General features: G+C 35.9%; 19 protein-coding genes and 1 rRNA gene. 19 read left to right on the top strand and 1 reads right to left on the bottom strand.

What is annotated here, in order from left to right; translation table 11 throughout:
* From rrf to rsmI, 10 genes are all read left to right on the top strand, one after another.
* Window positions 1-92 (top strand): 5S ribosomal RNA (rrf, locus tag ORL93_RS28430); the annotation flags it as partial.
* Between the two features lie 265 nt (window positions 93-357).
* The gene (locus ORL93_RS28425) at window positions 358-537 is read left to right on the top strand and encodes a sigma factor G inhibitor Gin (protein ID WP_016116889.1); all 180 of its coding nucleotides are present in this window, start codon (window positions 358-360) and stop codon (window positions 535-537) included.
* Window positions 538-619: 82 nt separating this feature from the next.
* A complete protein-coding gene (locus ORL93_RS28420) occupies window positions 620-2038 on the top strand; it encodes an aminotransferase class I/II-fold pyridoxal phosphate-dependent enzyme (RefSeq protein ID WP_097795720.1) in 1419 nt (472 codons plus the stop codon).
* An 8-nt stretch (window positions 2039-2046) separates the two neighbouring features.
* Complete coding sequence (gene tmk, locus ORL93_RS28415; protein WP_265960120.1) at window positions 2047-2673, top strand: dTMP kinase; 627 nt, start codon at window positions 2047-2049, stop codon at window positions 2671-2673.
* Window positions 2674-2708: 35 nt separating this feature from the next.
* Window positions 2709-3692 carry a DNA polymerase III subunit delta' gene (gene holB, locus ORL93_RS28410; protein ID WP_018783058.1) on the top strand — a complete coding sequence of 328 codons (984 nt, stop codon included), beginning with the start codon at window positions 2709-2711 and terminating at the stop codon, window positions 3690-3692.
* 5 nt (window positions 3693-3697) lie between these two features.
* Complete coding sequence (locus ORL93_RS28405; protein WP_003194202.1) at window positions 3698-4525, top strand: PSP1 domain-containing protein; 828 nt, start codon at window positions 3698-3700, stop codon at window positions 4523-4525.
* Between the two features lie 14 nt (window positions 4526-4539).
* Window positions 4540-4890 (top strand): DNA replication initiation control protein YabA, encoded by a 351-nt coding sequence (yabA, locus tag ORL93_RS28400; RefSeq protein ID WP_016116893.1) that lies wholly within the window; start codon window positions 4540-4542, stop codon window positions 4888-4890.
* A 120-nt stretch (window positions 4891-5010) separates the two neighbouring features.
* Window positions 5011-5751 (top strand): tRNA1(Val) (adenine(37)-N6)-methyltransferase, encoded by a 741-nt coding sequence (locus ORL93_RS28395; protein WP_098161122.1) that lies wholly within the window; start codon window positions 5011-5013, stop codon window positions 5749-5751.
* The gene (locus tag ORL93_RS28390) at window positions 5738-6028 is read left to right on the top strand and encodes a GIY-YIG nuclease family protein (RefSeq protein WP_098161121.1); all 291 of its coding nucleotides are present in this window, start codon (window positions 5738-5740) and stop codon (window positions 6026-6028) included. Before ORL93_RS28395 ends, ORL93_RS28390 begins: the two co-directional genes overlap by 14 nt.
* The gene (gene rsmI / locus ORL93_RS28385) at window positions 5997-6872 is read left to right on the top strand and encodes a 16S rRNA (cytidine(1402)-2'-O)-methyltransferase (RefSeq protein WP_003194207.1); all 876 of its coding nucleotides are present in this window, start codon (window positions 5997-5999) and stop codon (window positions 6870-6872) included. Before ORL93_RS28390 ends, rsmI begins: the two co-directional genes overlap by 32 nt.
* A 20-nt stretch (window positions 6873-6892) precedes the next feature.
* Here rsmI and ORL93_RS28380 read toward each other — a convergent pair whose 3' ends face one another.
* The gene (locus ORL93_RS28380) at window positions 6893-7177 is read right to left on the bottom strand and encodes a transition state genes transcriptional regulator AbrB (RefSeq protein WP_003194210.1); all 285 of its coding nucleotides are present in this window, start codon (window positions 7175-7177) and stop codon (window positions 6893-6895) included.
* A gap of 363 nt (window positions 7178-7540) precedes the next feature.
* Here ORL93_RS28380 and metG point away from each other — a divergent pair, with 363 nt between their 5' ends.
* The 9 genes from metG (at window position 7541) to purR (ending at window position 16018) form a co-directional block, all read left to right on the top strand.
* Window positions 7541-9523, top strand: coding sequence for a methionine--tRNA ligase (metG, locus tag ORL93_RS28375; protein ID WP_097795722.1), 1983 nt, complete (start codon window positions 7541-7543; stop codon window positions 9521-9523).
* Window positions 9524-9700: 177 nt separating this feature from the next.
* Complete coding sequence (locus ORL93_RS28370) at window positions 9701-10468, top strand: TatD family hydrolase (RefSeq protein WP_097795723.1); 768 nt, start codon at window positions 9701-9703, stop codon at window positions 10466-10468.
* Window positions 10469-10748: 280 nt separating this feature from the next.
* Window positions 10749-11306: a ribonuclease M5 gene (rnmV, locus tag ORL93_RS28365; protein WP_018767333.1), complete on the top strand. Its 558-nt coding sequence runs from the start codon at window positions 10749-10751 to the stop codon at window positions 11304-11306.
* Window positions 11303-12184: a 16S rRNA (adenine(1518)-N(6)/adenine(1519)-N(6))-dimethyltransferase RsmA gene (rsmA, locus tag ORL93_RS28360; RefSeq protein WP_016116901.1), complete on the top strand. Its 882-nt coding sequence runs from the start codon at window positions 11303-11305 to the stop codon at window positions 12182-12184. The genes rnmV and rsmA overlap by 4 nt, the downstream gene beginning before the upstream one ends.
* A gap of 190 nt (window positions 12185-12374) precedes the next feature.
* Window positions 12375-13238, top strand: a complete 864-nt coding sequence (gene yabG, locus ORL93_RS28355) for a sporulation peptidase YabG (protein WP_003205440.1) — start codon at window positions 12375-12377, stop codon at window positions 13236-13238.
* Window positions 13239-13515: 277 nt separating this feature from the next.
* Window positions 13516-13779, top strand: coding sequence for a biofilm formation stimulator Veg (veg, locus tag ORL93_RS28350; protein WP_018767332.1), 264 nt, complete (start codon window positions 13516-13518; stop codon window positions 13777-13779).
* Window positions 13780-13869: 90 nt separating this feature from the next.
* Window positions 13870-14049 (top strand): acid-soluble spore protein SspF, encoded by a 180-nt coding sequence (gene sspF / locus ORL93_RS28345; RefSeq protein WP_016116903.1) that lies wholly within the window; start codon window positions 13870-13872, stop codon window positions 14047-14049.
* Between the two features lie 196 nt (window positions 14050-14245).
* Window positions 14246-15115 (top strand): 4-(cytidine 5'-diphospho)-2-C-methyl-D-erythritol kinase, encoded by an 870-nt coding sequence (gene ispE, locus ORL93_RS28340; protein ID WP_018767331.1) that lies wholly within the window; start codon window positions 14246-14248, stop codon window positions 15113-15115.
* Between the two features lie 54 nt (window positions 15116-15169).
* Entirely contained in the window at window positions 15170-16018 is an 849-nt protein-coding gene (gene purR / locus ORL93_RS28335) for a pur operon repressor (RefSeq protein WP_078211859.1), read from the top strand.
* The last annotated feature ends 144 nt before the right edge of the window (window positions 16019-16162 follow it).

Here is a 16162-nt window from a genome sequence, read left to right as displayed (position 1 = left end):
ACACCCGTTCCCATACCGAACACGGAAGTTAAGCTCTCTAGCGCCGATGGTAGTTGGGACCTTGTCCCTGTGAGAGTAGGACGTCGCCAAGCAATTAAAGCACGAGTCATTTGACTCGTGCTTTTTTATATCTTCAGGTGAAAAGATAATAAAAGTACTGTGGAAGAAAGTTTAATTTCATCATGTGTGTGACAAACACACTGCCCAAATAGGATTCATATCATACATATATAACGAAACGATGTATATTTTCCGGAAAAGTGTCAAGGAATAGAAGTAAGTATATTTTAATTTAAAATAGAGGGGAGGAATATCCTACATCGTTTTCATTTAGAGAAAAATGATTAGGATAAAGATATGAAAATAAAACATGAGGTTTGCATTGTATGTGGGAATAGGAAGGATGATGGTATACATGTACACACAAGTTTTATATGTGATGCTTGTGAACGGGACATGGTAGAAACTGAAACGAATGATCCTAAATATATATACTATTTAGAACAACTGCGAAAAATCCAAATATCATATTCATAAATAGGCGCATATGCCTATTATTTTTTTTGCCCTAATATCTCTGTATAATAGATAGAGAATGAAAAGTAAGGAAGAGATAAACATGAATCAAAATCGAATACCATTATATGAGACGTTACTCCAGTTTAAAAATAAAAAGCCTTTATCTTTACATGTTCCAGGACATAAAAATGGTTTGAATTTTCCGGAGCAGGCACAAGCAGGTTTTAGTGATGTGCTTTCTATTGATGTAACGGAATTAACAGGATTAGATGATTTGCATAGTCCGTTTGAATGTATAGATGAAGCACAGCAATTATTGGCTGATGTATATAATGTAAAAAAGAGTTATTTTTTAATTAATGGTTCTACAGTTGGAAATTTGGCAATGATTTTATCATGCTGCAAGGAGCATGATATTGTTCTTGTACAAAGGAATTGCCACAAGTCTATTATTAATGGCTTGAAGTTAGCTGGAGCGAATCCAGTATTTTTAGAGCCTTGGATTGATGAATTGTATGGCATACCAGTTGGAGTTGAGCATGAGGTCATTAAGGGAGCTATTGAACGATATCCAGAAGCAAAGGCATTGATTTTAACACATCCCAATTATTATGGTATGGGAGTTGACTTAAAGAAAAGTATTATGTGCGCACACGCACATAATATTCCTGTTTTAGTAGATGAGGCACATGGAGCTCATTTTTGTATAGGAGAACCATTTCCTAAGTCAGCATTAAAATACGGTGCTGATATAGTTGTACACTCAGCGCATAAAACATTACCCGCTATGACTATGGGGTCTTATTTACATATCAATAGTAATTTAGTGCATGAAGAAAAAGTTTCTTCTTATTTAAATATGTTACAATCTAGCAGTCCGTCTTATCCGATTATGGCTTCATTAGATGTGGCTCGCTTTACATTAGCAAATATGAAGGAGAAGGGCTGTCATAAAATTGTGGAGTTTGTGAGGCGATTTAGGGAGGAATTGCAGGGTATTCCACAAATTGCTGTTTTACAGTATCCTTTGCAGGATGAGTTAAAAGTTACGGTACAAACACGCTGTGAGCTGTCTGGATATGAATTACAATCTATATTTGAAAAGATAGGTATATACGCAGAAATGGCAGATCCATATAATGTTCTATTTATTTTACCATTACAAGTGAATGAGCAGTATATGAAGGCCATAGAAGTAATACGGTCAGCATTACGTAATTATACGGTAACAGACAAGATACCATCTATTCGGTATACTTACAGAGAGGGATTCTCTTCTTTACCATTTACTTATAAGCAATTAGGAAAGTATAAGAAAAAAATTGTACCTTTACAAGAAGCTGCGGGGATGATTGCAGCGGATATGGTTATTCCGTATCCACCGGGTATTCCATTACTGATGTATGGAGAAGAAATTACGACAGAACACATCGAACAAATTTCTTATTTAGAAGAGACGGGTGCTCGTTTTCAAGGGAATGTAAAATATATGAATGTGTATGATATAGGAAGAAAGTAGGTTTTAGGATGAAGGGATTATTTGTAACAATTGAAGGACCAGAGGGTTCAGGTAAATCGACATTAATTACAAAGTTATTACCGTACTTTGAAAAGAAAGAACAAAAAGTCATAGCAACGCGAGAACCAGGTGGTATAGCGATTTCAGAAGAGATCCGAGCAATCTTACATAACCAAGAGTATACGATGATGGAAGCACGTACGGAGGCATTATTATATGCTGCAGCACGCAGACAACATTTAGTAGAAAAAGTTATGCCAGCTTTGGAGAAAAACTATCTTGTATTATGTGATCGCTTTATTGACAGCTCTCTTGCTTATCAAGGTTATGCAAGAGGTCTCGGGATTGATAAGGTATTTGAAATTAATCGGTTTGCGACTGAAGATTGTATGCCTAATTTAACAATCTATCTAGATATTGAACCTGAAGCAGGCTTATCTCGCATCGAAAAGGATGCTAATCGTGAAGTGAATCGTTTAGATATGGAAAGTATTGATTTCCATAAGTGTGTACGTGATGGTTATTTACAGGTTGTAGATCGCTTCTTAGATCGCATAGTCGTTGTGAACGCAGATCAGCCAATAGAAAAGATTGTGGAAGAAGTTATTCAGCTTATAGAAGATAAATTGTTATAATAGAAGGAAAGTATAAAACAAGTGAGGTATGCATTATGACGAGGACGTGGGAGCAGCTTTCTGCTATACAGCCCATTGGTGTAAAGATGTTGATGAATAGTATTGCAAAAGGGCGTATATCCCACGCTTATTTGTTAGAAGGTGCAAAAGGAACTGGAAAATATGAAACGGCAATTCAAATGGCAAAAAGTTTTCTTTGTAAACAAAGAAACGGTGTAGAGCCGTGTCATACATGTACGAATTGCCGCCGGATTGATTCGGGTAACCATCCTAATTTACATATTGTAAGACCAGATGGGTTATCTATTAAAAAACAACAAATTCATGATTTACAGGAAGAGTTTTCAAAAACGGGTTTAGAGGCAAATAAAAAGGTATATATTATTGAGCATGCAGATCGAATGACAGCAAATGCTGCTAATACCTTATTAAAATTTTTAGAAGAACCAAGCAGCAATACAACAGCTATTTTACTTACTGAACAAAGTCATCAAATTTTAAATACTATTTTATCTCGTTGCCAAGTTGTGACATTTAGACCTTTGTCTACAGAATCTTTAATTGAGAGACTGCAGGGGGATGGAATTGCAGTTTCTTTATCTACCCTTGCTGCACAGCTTACGAATAGTTTTGAGGAAGCGTTATTACTGTGTAATGATGAATGGTTTGCACAAGCACGAGCTTTAGTGATAAAATTATGTGAAGCGCTCGAAAAAGATACAACCTCTCTTTTTTTTGTACAAGAAAAGTGGGGGAAACACTTTGGAGAGAAGGAACAATTACAACAAGGTTTAGATATTTTACTCCTTATTTATAGGGATTTATTATATGTTCAATTAGGAGAGGAAGATCGTCTTGTCTTTCAAGATCAAAAGGAGATGTTTCATTCTTTCTCTTACGCTCAGAAGCGCATTGTATCAGCTCTTTTTAATATATTAGAAGCAAAAAATAGAATCAACGCTAATGTAAATGCGCAGCTTGTGTTCGAACAGTTAGTGTTGCGGTTGCAGGAGGGATGACCGTTTTGTATGATGTAGTAGGTGTTCGCTTTAAGAAGGCCGGAAAAGTGTATTACTTTGACCCGAATCAATTCGATATCTCAGAAAATGAATTTGTGATCGTGGAAACTGTACGAGGTATTGAATATGGGAAAGTAGTTATTACAAAAAAGCAAGTTGATGAAAATGATGTGGTACTACCGCTAAAGAAAGTCATTCGCATTGCAAATGAAAATGATCGGACAATTGTTGAAGAGAACAAACATGCTGCAAAAGAAGCATATCAAGTTTGTCAACAAAAGGTAGGGGAACATAAACTTGATATGAAGCTTGTAGACGTAGAATATACGTTTGATCGTAATAAGATTATTTTCTATTTTACAGCGGATGGTCGTATTGACTTTCGTGAACTTGTAAAAGACTTAGCTGCAATTTTTCGGACAAGAATTGAGCTAAGACAAATTGGTGTTCGCGATGAAGCAAAAATGCTTGGTGGTATTGGTCCATGCGGCCGTATGCTTTGTTGTTCTACATTTTTAGGTGATTTTGAACCTGTATCCATTAAAATGGCAAAGGATCAAAATTTATCATTAAATCCTGCGAAAATTTCTGGCTTATGTGGCCGATTAATGTGTTGCTTAAAATATGAGAATGACGAGTATGAAGCGGCAAAAGAGCAACTTCCTGATTTAGATCAACGTATACAAACACCGCATGGTCTTGGACGCGTTATCGGATTAAATATTTTAGAAAGATTAATTCAAGTGGAATTAGTAGACAAGGAACGGATAGTAGAATATACGTTAGATGAATTAATTAATGAAGGGGTCGTTTCGAGTCAAACCACAGATTAATGAGGTGGGTGCTTGTGGAGAAAAAGGATATTTTTGCAGCGGTTTCCAGTATGGAAGAGCAAATTGGACATTTATATAAGCAGTTGGGAGAATTAAAGCAACATCTTGCAGAGTTACTTGAAGAAAACCAACATATTAAAATGGAAAATGAAAATTTGCGACGTCGTTTTGAAGAAATACAAAATAAGGAAAAACAAAAAACTCAAAAACGAAAAGAAATGAAGCCTAAAACGGATATTGGTGAAGGCTACGATAACCTAGCACGCCTATATCAAGAAGGTTTCCATATCTGTAATTTACATTATGGAAGTGTACGTAAAGAAGGGGATTGTTTATTCTGTCTGTCATTTTTAAATAAAAAATGAAATTACCTTTCCAATATATTGGAAAGGTAATTTTTTATACATGAGAGTAAAGATAAGATGAAATAGGTCTTAGTTTTACGTTCAAATAGGGTAGGTTAAGTATAAGAAAGGAAATCGTATATGCACTTATATGAAGATGAACGTTTAGATTATTTACTAGCGGAAGAAATGAAAATTATTCAAAGTCCATCTGTGTTTAATTTTTCTTTAGACGCAGTGTTACTTGCGAATTTTGCATGGGTTCCGATTCAAAAGGGAAATTTGCTTGATTTATGTACAGGAAATGCTGTTATTCCGCTTTTGTTAAGCACGAGAACGAAAGGGAATATTACAGGGGTAGAAATTCAAGAACGCTTGTATGATATGGGAGTAAGAAGCATCCAGTATAACAAGTTAGAAGAAAGAATCCAGTTAATTCATGGAGACTTAAAGGATATGCCAGAGCAGCTTGGGCGTCATCAATACGATGTTGTAACATGTAATCCGCCGTATTTTCAAACGCCAAAGGCATCTGAGAAAAACATTAACGAGCATTTAGCTATAGCTCGTCATGAAATTATGTGTACATTAGAGGATGTCGTATATGCTAGTAGTCAGCTTGTAAAGCAAGGTGGTAAGGTAGCATTTGTTCATCGTCCAGGTCGATTACTTGATATTGTAACACTAATGAGAAAGTATAAGATTGAACCAAAACGTGTGCAGTTTGTATATCCAAAGGCGGGTAAAGAAGCAAATACGCTACTAATAGAAGGAATTAAAGATGGAAATGCAGATTTGAAAATTTTGCCACCCCTTTTTGTATATGAGGAAAATAATGAGTATACAAAGGAGCTTCGTTCAATCTTATATGGAGATGAATAAACATTATTTTTATGTAGTAGAATGTTCAGATAGGAGTTATTATGCAGGGTATACAAATAATTTAGAGAAACGAATTCAAACTCATAATAGTGGGAAGGGAGCACGTTATACTCGTGCTAGGCTTCCTGTTGTTTTAAAATACGTAGAGATTCATGGAGATAAAACGACAGCGATGCAAGCTGAATATCATTTTAAACAGTTAAAGCGAAAAGAAAAAGAAGAATATATGCAAAAAGGAGAACGCTATGTGGCAGCAAAAAAGTTTTCAAGCAAATGAAAAGGGAGCCTTATATTTAGTTCCAACACCGATTGGTAATTTAGAAGATATGACGTTTCGTTCGATTCGGATATTGAAAGAGGCTGATATCATTGCTGCTGAAGATACGCGGCAGACGAAAAAGCTTTGTAACTATTTTGAAATTGAAACACCAGTTATGAGTTATCATGAGCATAATAAGGAAGTAAGTGGACAGAAAATTTTAGATAAGCTAGAAGACGGAAAAACAGTAGCTCTTGTAAGTGATGCAGGTATGCCTTGTATTTCTGATCCAGGCTACGACATTGTTGTAGAAGCTGTAGAGAAACAATATCATGTTATTCCACTTCCAGGGGCAAATGCTGCTCTTACAGCGCTAATTGCATCAGGGTTAGAAACGAGACATTTTTATTTTTACGGATTTTTGCACAGAAATAAAAAAGAACGTAAGGCGGAATTAGAAAAGCTTCGTTATGTTCCAACTACGATGATGTTCTATGAAGCGCCGCATCGGTTAGATGATACATTAATTTCTATGAAAGAAGTACTTGGAAATAGAGAAATTGTATTGTGCCGAGAACTAACGAAAAAATTTGAAGAATTTATTCGTGGTTCGGTAGAAGAAGCGATTGAATGGACAAAGCAAAATGAGGTTCGTGGTGAATTTTGTATATTAGTATCCGGGTCAAAAGAGGAAGCTGCTCCAGAGGAACAGTGGTGGGAAGCTATATCAGTATACGATCATATCGAACATTACATAAACGAGCAAGGAATGTCTTCAAAGGATGCAATTAAAAAGGCGGCCAAAGATCGAGATTTGTCGAAACGAGACGTCTATCAAATCTATCATGTTGATAAAAAATAAGCTTCTCATAATTGAGAAGCTTATTTTACTGCTTGAATATATTGTTGAAGTTCGTTTAAGATCTGTTCAGCGCCTTCTTTGCTTAAGATAATTTTACCTTCAGCTAAAGAAAGGTTACCATCAGACACTTCACCAGTTACTTGGCAAGTCATGTTAGGCTTATATTTTTTTAGGATGATTTTTTCGTCATCAACGTAAATTTCAAGAGCATCCTTTTCAGCAATACCTAATGTACGACGTAATTCAATCGGAATTACAACACGGCCTAATTCATCAACTTTACGAACGATACCAGTAGATTTCATATTCGTTATCCTCCTCATATTCTGTAAGTTTGCGAGTCTATATTTTAATTCGTCATTTTTCGACAAAATACCCTATGAACATATGATACCAATCATTTACATTTCCGTCAATTCATAAATTTTATATTTTATGAAAGAATTGTAGATTTTTATACTTCTTATATATAATAGAAAATGAAAGAATTACACAAGTACTTTACTGTATTTTTAAATTTTATCAATATTTCAGATAAATTACTGTATATTTTTTTTGAATATGAGTAATAGATGATAAAGATAATCGAGCATTAATTCGTTTTTATGCGTCAGTTTTTGATATACTGTTTATAAATACATATGAGGTCATTTGGGAGGTTCAAAACAATGACAGAGGAAAATAAGACCTTTTATATCACTACTCCAATTTATTATCCAAGCGGAAAGCTTCATATTGGACATGCTTATACAACGGTAGCAGGAGATGCAATGGCACGCTACAAGCGCATGCAAGGATATGATGTTCATTATTTAACAGGTACTGATGAGCATGGACAAAAGATTCAAAAGAAAGCAGAAGAACTACAAGTTACACCACAAGCATATGTTGATAACATTGTAGCGGGAATTAAAGAATTGTGGAAGAAAATGGACATTTCTTACGATGACTTTATTCGGACAACCGAAGATCGTCATAAAGAAGTTGTTGAAAAGATTTTTAAACAACTTGTTGATCAAGGTGATATTTATCTTGATGAATATGAAGGATGGTATTCTGTACAGGATGAAACATTCTACACAGAACATCAACTTGTTGATCCGATTATGGAAGGCGATAAAGTAGTCGGAGGAAAAAGTCCAGATAGTGGCCATGCTGTAGAACTTGTTCGCGAAGAATCTTACTTCTTTAGAATGGGTAAATATGTAGATCGACTACTACAATTTTATGAAGAAAATCCACACTTCATTCAGCCTGAATCTCGTAAAAATGAAATGATTAATAACTTCATTAAACCAGGTCTAGAAGATTTAGCAGTTTCTCGTACTTCTTTTGACTGGGGAATTCGTGTGCCAGGTAACCCCAAACACGTTGTTTACGTATGGGTAGATGCATTATCTAATTACATTACAGCACTAGGATATGGAACAGATAATGAAGAGAAATATAAAAAGTATTGGCCAGCAGATGTTCACTTAGTAGGAAAAGAAATTGTTCGTTTCCATACAATTTATTGGCCGATTATTTTAATGGCACTAGATTTACCACTGCCGAAAAAGGTATTTGCTCATGGTTGGATCTTAATGAAAGACGGAAAAATGAGTAAATCAAAAGGTAATGTAGTTGATCCAGTTACGTTAATTGATCGTTATGGATTGGATGCACTGCGTTACTATTTACTTCGTGAGGTTCCATTTGGATCAGACGGTGTATTTACGCCAGAAGGTTTTGTTGAGCGAATTAATTTTGACCTTGCAAATGACTTAGGAAACTTATTAAATCGTACAGTAGCGATGATTGATAAGTACTTTAATGGAGAAATTCCTGCTTTTAAAGAAAATGTAACTGAGTTTGATGAAACATTAGTAACGTTTGCACAGGATACATTGAAAAAAGTAGAAGAAGCAATGGAAAACATGGAGTTTTCAGTAGCATTGAGTTCTATTTGGCAACTGGTTAGCCGTACTAATAAATATATTGATGAAACACAACCTTGGGTATTAGCGAAAGATGAGAATGATCGTGATAAACTTGCGTCCGTAATGGCACACCTTGCAGAAATGCTTCGCCAAATGGGCATTATGCTTATGCCATTCTTGACAGCAACACCAAGTAAAATCTTTACACAACTTGGCCTTACTGATGAAGCTTATCAATCTTGGAATAGCCTTTCTACGATTGGTTGTATTCCAGCTAGCACGAAGGTAGTTAAAGGACAACCAATTTTCCCACGCTTAGAGGTAGAAGTTGAAGTTGAATATATCAAAGAACAAATGAAAGGTTCTGCTCCTAAAGTAGAAGAGAAAAAGGAAGAGGAACCGAAGGCAGAAGAAATTACAATTGATGATTTCTTTAAAGTTGAATTGCGTGTGGCGGAAGTAATAGAAGCAGAGCCTGTAAAAAAAGCAGACAAACTGTTAAAGATTCAACTTGATTTAGGCACAGAAAAGCGACAAGTTGTTTCTGGAATTGCTAAATTTTACACACCAGAAGAATTAAAAGGGAAAAAAGTTATTTGTGTAACAAATTTAAAACCAGTGAAATTACGTGGTGAATTATCACAAGGTATGATTTTAGCAGGCGAAGAAAACGGAGTATTGTCTTTAGCAACAATTGATCAAAATTTATCAAATGGTACAAAAATCAAGTAATCTTGACAAAATAAGAGATGTTTCACGTGTAACATTCGTGGAGCATCTTTTTTTCTTGTTAGGAATCTTTTTAAAAATTCCTTTTTTGTATTAAGATTGTACTATTGTTATTACGTTTTTAGGGAAGAGATTTTTTACTATGATAGAATTTATTTCAAATAAAAGGAGTTATTTGTTATGTTGTTTGATACACATTCACATTTAAATGCAGAGCAATTTGAAGAAGATTTACAGGAAGTTATTGCAAGAATGAAAGAAGCTAGGGTTTCGTATACAGTTGTTGTTGGTTTTGATGAGGTAACAATAAAAAAAGCAATTGAGCTCGCAGAAACGTATGACTTTATTTATGCAGCGGTTGGTTGGCATCCCGTTGATGCCATTGATATGACAGAAGGACATTTAGTTTGGTTAGAAGAGTTAGCTGCACACCCAAAAGTAGTTGCTCTTGGTGAAATGGGGTTGGACTATCATTGGGACAAGTCTCCGAAGGAAGTACAGAAAGAAGTATTTCGTAAACAAATTCAGTTAGCAAAGAAAGTGAAATTGCCTATTATTATACATAACCGTGATGCAACGCAAGATATTGTAGATATTCTAGAAGAAGAAAATGCAGCTGAAGTAGGCGGCATTATGCATTGCTTTAGTGGCAGTGTAGAGGTGGCAAAACAATGTATTGATATGAATTTTTTAATTTCATTGGGTGGGCCAGTAACTTTCAAAAATGCAAAGAAACCGAAAGAAGTTGCAATGGAAATTCCAATGGAAAAGCTGCTAATAGAAACGGATTGTCCATACTTAACGCCACATCCATTTCGTGGTAAACGAAATGAGCCAAGTTATGTGAAATTTGTTGCAGAAGAAATTGCTAACTTAAAAGGTATTTCATACGAAGAGGTTGCAAAGGTAACTACAGAAAATGCAAAAGCTTTATTTGGTGTTGAATAAGAAAGAATGGTGAATTCCATTCTTTTTCTTTTACCCTGCCACTATTGTTACCTCCCAATGAAGAGACGCCAACAATACCCAGAAGGCAATACAAGCTAGCTAACTAACGGATATATTTGTAGGGAAGAAAACAAGTGAGGTTAAAGTGTTACAATAAGAAGAGTAGGCAGAGGATTTTTTCTCCTCTGTTTTTTAAATTGTATCAGTGGGAAAATAATAATGGAAAAGTATTCGTTTTTTTGTTTTACTAAGTAGAGACGAAATCAGTGTGGAGGCAGTCATGAAAATTAAAGAGATTATCGTTGTAGAAGGTAAAGATGATACAGTTGCAATTAAGCGTGCTGTTGATGCAGATACAATTGAAACGAACGGTTCAGCAATCGGTGAACATGTCATTGAGCAAGTAAAATTGGCACAGCAAAAACGAGGCGTTATTATTTTGACGGATCCTGATTACCCGGGAGAGCGTATTCGGAAAATTATTTCTGAGAAGGTTCCGGGTTGTAAGCATGCTTTCTTACCGAAAGAAGAGGCACTTGCCAAGAGAAAAAAAGGAGTCGGAATTGAACATGCTTCCAATGAATCCATTCGCCGTGCTTTAGAAAATGTTCACGAAGAAATGGAAGCCTATACGAGCGAAATTAGTTGGAGTGACTTAGTAGATGCTGGACTAGTAGGCGGAGAACAGGCAAAAAGTCGTAGAGAAAAAATGGGTAAACTATTAAAGATTGGTTATACAAATGCGAAGCAGCTACATAAACGTTTACAAATGTTTCAAGTTTCAAAAGAAGCATTTGCGGAAGCATATAAACAAGTATTACAGGAGGAAAAGAAATGAAGGATATCGCAACACCGAATCGTACGAAAGATATTGTTGAAAAGTACGGGTTTTCATTCAAAAAGAGTTTAGGTCAAAATTTCTTAATTGATACAAACGTATTAAATCGTATTGTGGATTATGCAGAAATCGGCCCAGAGAGCGGAGCAATTGAAATTGGTCCTGGTATTGGAGCGTTAACGGAGCAGTTAGCAAAACGTGCTAAGAAAGTAGTTGCTTTTGAAATCGATCAACGACTATTACCAATTCTAGATGAAACATTAGCTCCTTACAGCAACGTAACTGTAATTAATAAAGATATTTTAAAAGCAGATGTACATGAAGTATTCGGAGAGCAGTTCGAAAAAGGGCAAGACGTAATGGTAGTAGCAAATTTACCATACTACGTTACAACACCAATTTTGTTTAAATTGCTAGAAGAACAATTACCAGTTCGTGGGTTTGTTGTTATGATGCAAAAAGAAGTGGGAGATCGCTTAGCGGCTAAACCAGGAACGAAAGACTACGGTTCTCTATCTATTGCAATTCAATATTATACGGAGGTAGAAACAGTTATGACTGTTCCGCGCACCGTATTTGTCCCACAACCAAATGTAGATTCCGCAGTTATTCGTCTTTTAAAACGTCCAAAACCAATTGTTGAAGTGAAAGATGAGAAGTTTTTCTTCGAAGTAGTACGAGCAAGCTTTGCACAACGTCGTAAAACGTTGATGAATAACTTATCAAATAATCTAAATGGTTTTCCGAAAGATAAAGAGTTATTAGATCGTATTTTAACAGAAGTAGGCATTGATCCAAAGCGAAGAGGTGAAACATTATCAATTGAAGAATTTGCAGCACTGAGTAATGCATTAGTCTCTCATAAAGTGAAACTTTAATCCCCCACCTAACTTCTTTACTTTCGCTGAATTTTGAGGTGGGGATCTTACTGGTCGCAAATAGCGGGATAAACAATAAAAGGACAGCTCAATTCGAGCTGTCCTTTTTGTCACCCTTTTCACTCTAAATTCATACGTTAAAAACAGAACATGGTTAGTGAGATGGCCTAATGAATTTGGAGGTAGGATAATGGCTGTACATGTTGGAGATTTAGTGGAACGACAGTCTTATAACCGAGACATTCTTTTTCGCATTACAGAAATAAAAGGTGAAATTGCAATATTATTTGGAGAAGAAGTCAGACTTGTGGCAGATGCACCGCTTGAAGATTTAATTAGCATTGATCAGAGAGAGTATAAGAAAAGGGAAAAGCGGGAGAAGGAAACGATGGAGCGAACATATCGCCTGTTTCAACAAGACTATGTTTTGATGAAGCAACGTCACGAGCATAATTCTACAGGAGGATATACGAGTGAAGTCAATTATTTTCAAATGCCAGGTAGGGTTTTGCATATAGATGGAGACCCATTATATTTACGGAAATGTTTAGATTTATATACAAAGATAGGTGTTCCAGTTCAAGGGGTACATTGTAAAGAAACAGAAATGCATGAAAAGGTAGTTGATTTAATCGATCATTTTCGTCCAGATATTTTGGTTATTACAGGTCATGATGCATATACAAAATCTAAAGGAGTTATGGGAGACTTAGCAGCTTATCGTCATTCTCGGCACTTTGTACAGGCCGTTCGGGAAGTACGAAAAAAATACCCTTCTTTAGATCAACTTGTTATTTTTGCAGGGGCATGTCAGTCCCATTTTGAAGCATTAATTCGAGCTGGTGCTAATTTTGCTAGTTCACCATCGCGTATTAATATTCATGCATTGGATCCAGTATATGTAGTGGGGAAGATTAGTTTTACTTCATTTATGGAACGCGTAAATGTATGGGATGTTGTTCGAAATACTATTACTGGGCAAAAAGGCCTTGGTGGTATTGAGACCCGAGGACTTTTACGAACAGGATTACCTTTTCAATATTATGAAGAGTAAGCAAGGTATATATGTACCTTGTTTTTCTTATGGGAAAAGTATCAGTTTGTTTGGTGAAAGATGTACCATAAACAAGGATTTGTAGGTGCTTGGATAAAAAAAGGTAAGAACGTACAGACTATACAATAATACTTTTACAATATAGTAATTCTTCTATCTATTCGAACGCATTAGGTTCTTGCGAAGATATTGCTTGTTATGTATAGGCAATGATTGGGATAGATATATCATGTATTTATGTATTCACTCTAAATTACAGCGAGGTGTAGCAAAGTATATGTCAAAACGTTTAGATGAAATTAAAAGTGAATTAGATCATCATCTTGGGAAGCGCCTTATGTTAAAGGCGAATAGTGGAAGAAGAAAAACAGTGGAACAATCAGGCGTACTAGCAGAAACTTATCGTTCTGTTTTTGTTGTACAGTTAGATCAACAAGAAGATACATTGCAGCGTGTTTCCTATAGCTATGCAGATGTTTTAACAGAAACGGTAGAATTAACGTTTTATGATGATCCTCAGAACGAGGTTATTTTAGGGTAATTGTCTAATTTGTTACATATATTCCCATAAATAAAAAAGACATTTTTTTGCATACTAATTATACCGTAGCAAAATAAGGAGGGACCTGCATTGAGTAGACGAAGAGGAGTCATGTCAAATCAGTTTAAAGAAGAGCTTGCAAAAGAGCTTGGATTTTATGATGTTGTTCAGAAAGAAGGATGGGGCGGAATTCGTGCGAAAGATGCTGGTAATATGGTGAAACGTGCTATTGAAATTGCACAGCAGCAATTAATGAAACAAAACCAGTAGTTGCAAAATAACTTCTATGCTACGGTGGCCGAGGAGAAATTCCTCGGCTTTTTGCACGCCAAAAGGTATCATCATTTTGCATAAGTAGTTTCATTCTGAATGCTTTTCGTTATAATTAGGGAAGTGTCATCGTCTTACTATAAATTTATGGTAAAATAAACGATAAAAGATTGAGTACATAGAGTGGGTGAATAGATTGAAGCTACTAGTGAAAGCACCAGCAAAGATTAATCTGTCGTTAGATGTACTAGGGAAAAGACAAGACGGTTATCATGAAGTGAAAATGATTATGACAACAATCGATTTAGCAGATCGTTTAGAGTTAACGGAGTTATCAGAAGACCGTATTGAAATTGTATCCCATAATCGGTATGTCCCAGACGACCAGCGTAATTTAGCTTATCAAGCAGCGAAATTATTAAAAGAGAAATTTAAGGTAAAACAAGGTGTATCTATTGCTATTGAAAAAACAATTCCAGTAGCAGCAGGATTAGCAGGTGGAAGCAGTGATGCGGCTGCTACATTACGTGGTCTTAATAAGCTATGGAATTTAGGTCTTACAATAGGTGAATTAGCGGAACTTGGAGCAGAAATTGGGTCTGACGTATCCTTTTGTGTATATGGCGGAACAGCGATTGCGACAGGAAGAGGAGAAAAGGTTGAGCATATAAAGACACCTCCTTCTTGTTGGGTTATTTTAGCGAAGCCTCATATCGGTGTATCTACTGCTGACGTATATGGAAATTTACAATTAAATCGTGTTACACATCCAGACGTAGATAAAATGGTTGAAGTTATCAATCAAGGTGACTATAAAGGAATATGCAATGCAGTTGGAAATGTATTAGAAGATGTGACATTTGCGATGCATCCTGAAGTTGCACGTATTAAAGCACAGATGAAGCGCTTTGGCGCAGATGCAGTTTTAATGAGTGGCAGTGGTCCAACTGTGTTTGGGCTTGTGCATCATGATTCGCGTATGCACCGTATTTATAATGGTTTAAAAGGATTTTGTGAACAAGTATACGCAGTCCGTCTATTAGGAGAGCGAGAAACGCTTGAATAAAGACGTATAATAAGTTATGATTTGTTTAGAATATTCGTGATTTGGGGTGAGAATGTGAAAATTAGACGGAGTACAAGACTAGTTGATATGACTTACTATTTATTGCAAAATCCTCGTCAGTTAGTTTCTCTCACTTTTTTTGCTGAACGGTATCAATCAGCTAAGTCTTCCATTAGTGAAGATTTAGTTATTATTAAGCAAACGTTTGAACAACACGGGGTCGGCACATTGCAAACGATACCAGGGGCAGCAGGAGGAGTGAAATATATTCCATATATAAGTGAAGAGGAAGCAAATCTGATCATTAATGAGCTTTGTGGCTTATTTGAGAATCCAGATCGTATTCTTCCAGGTGGATACTTATATATGACGGATCTTTTGAGTAATCCCCGCTATATCAACGGGGCAGGTCGCCTATTTGCTTCTGTATTTGCGAGGCAGCCGATTGATGCGGTTATGACGGTAGCAACAAAAGGAATTCCGCTTGCATATGCGGTAGCGAATTATTTAGATGTACCTGTGGTAATTGCAAGAAAAGATAATAAGGTAACAGAAGGACCAACAGTTAGTATTAACTATGTATCAGGTTCATCTAAGCGTATTCAAACAATGACTTTAGCAAAACGTAGTCTTCCGGAAGGTGCCAATGTTTTAATCGTTGATGATTTTATGAAGGCTGGAGGAACAATTCAAGGCATGATTAGCATGCTAGAAGAGTTTAATGCCAATGTTGTTGGAATCGGCGTATTAGTAGAATCGACAGATATTGAAGAAAGACTTATTAATAACTTTGTTTCTTTAATCCGCTTATCAGAAGTAGATATTAAAGAGAAAACAATTCAAGTGGAAAAAGGGAATTATTCACTTGTGCCATTTGACGAAGGGCTTGTAGAAGCTGAATAAAAAGGTAAAGCAGAAGCTTTATCTTTTTTTGTAAATGAAAGTGCTAGTGGGCGTTAAGTCTTTTCTTGTATTGTGAAAGTCTTACCGCCCGCTAGCACAGGGCATCCTAATTATTTTAGATAGGATGAACTGAGTTTATATGGG

Source organism: Bacillus sp. DHT2 (genome assembly GCF_026241455.1).
Taxonomy (GTDB): Bacteria; Bacillota; Bacilli; order Bacillales; family Bacillaceae_G; genus Bacillus_A; species Bacillus_A pseudomycoides.
The sequence above is the reverse complement of the archived record's forward strand: the minus strand, read 5'-3'. Positions and strand labels throughout refer to the sequence as shown.

Excerpts from the sequence above, each read along its gene's own strand:
- ORL93_RS28425 (WP_016116889.1), top strand. The coding sequence starts at position 358 with ATGAAAATAAAACATGAGGTTTGCATTGTATGTGGGAATAGGAAGGAT.
- ORL93_RS28420 (WP_097795720.1), top strand. The coding sequence starts at position 620 with ATGAATCAAAATCGAATACCATTATATGAGACGTTACTCCAGTTTAAA.
- tmk (WP_265960120.1), top strand. The coding sequence starts at position 2,047 with ATGAAGGGATTATTTGTAACAATTGAAGGACCAGAGGGTTCAGGTAAA.
- holB (WP_018783058.1), top strand. The coding sequence starts at position 2,709 with ATGACGAGGACGTGGGAGCAGCTTTCTGCTATACAGCCCATTGGTGTA.
- ORL93_RS28395 (WP_098161122.1), top strand. The coding sequence starts at position 5,011 with ATGCACTTATATGAAGATGAACGTTTAGATTATTTACTAGCGGAAGAA.
- ORL93_RS28390 (WP_098161121.1), top strand. The coding sequence starts at position 5,738 with ATGGAGATGAATAAACATTATTTTTATGTAGTAGAATGTTCAGATAGG.
- rsmI (WP_003194207.1), top strand. The coding sequence starts at position 5,997 with ATGTGGCAGCAAAAAAGTTTTCAAGCAAATGAAAAGGGAGCCTTATAT.
- ORL93_RS28380 (WP_003194210.1), bottom strand. The coding sequence starts at position 7,177 with ATGAAATCTACTGGTATCGTTCGTAAAGTTGATGAATTAGGCCGTGTT.
- metG (WP_097795722.1), top strand. The coding sequence starts at position 7,541 with ATGACAGAGGAAAATAAGACCTTTTATATCACTACTCCAATTTATTAT.
- ORL93_RS28370 (WP_097795723.1), top strand. The coding sequence starts at position 9,701 with ATGTTGTTTGATACACATTCACATTTAAATGCAGAGCAATTTGAAGAA.
- rnmV (WP_018767333.1), top strand. The coding sequence starts at position 10,749 with ATGAAAATTAAAGAGATTATCGTTGTAGAAGGTAAAGATGATACAGTT.
- rsmA (WP_016116901.1), top strand. The coding sequence starts at position 11,303 with ATGAAGGATATCGCAACACCGAATCGTACGAAAGATATTGTTGAAAAG.
- yabG (WP_003205440.1), top strand. The coding sequence starts at position 12,375 with ATGGCTGTACATGTTGGAGATTTAGTGGAACGACAGTCTTATAACCGA.
- veg (WP_018767332.1), top strand. The coding sequence starts at position 13,516 with ATGTCAAAACGTTTAGATGAAATTAAAAGTGAATTAGATCATCATCTT.